1 tRNA gene (only partly in view) is annotated in these 300 nt (G+C 69.7%); it reads right to left on the bottom strand.

From position 1 onward, the window contains the following. Positions 1-32, bottom strand: a tRNA-OTHER gene (locus ACO48X_RS01580); it reaches 39 nt to the left of the window's first position. Positions 33-300 lie beyond the last annotated feature (268 nt).

Raw genomic sequence — 300 nt, 5'->3', positions numbered from 1 at the left:
GGCGGGTGCTCTACCAACTGAGCTAAGGTGGCGCGGACGCTCCCGGAGCGAACGCCCCTCTATCTTGCCAGACGCAGGCAGTTTACCCAAGCCGGAACGCTCCCTTAAGGAGACGTCCGGCCGAAGTGCGCTCACAGCGACGCCGCCGCGCCAGGGCGTGGAAAGGCGGGGCGACGTCACACGTCGCCCCGCCCTATGCATTGGTTAGAAGAGCCGCGGGCCGGCCCTGCCGGAGACTGCCTGTCCGCCCTTCGGCGTCGCCGGTTCGGCGTCGGAGGCCTCGAGCTTGTGGCCGGCGAC

It is taken from the genome of Peptidiphaga sp., assembly GCF_057238965.1.
Note: the sequence above shows the minus strand (reverse complement) of the source record. Positions and strands in the feature narration are given on the sequence as shown.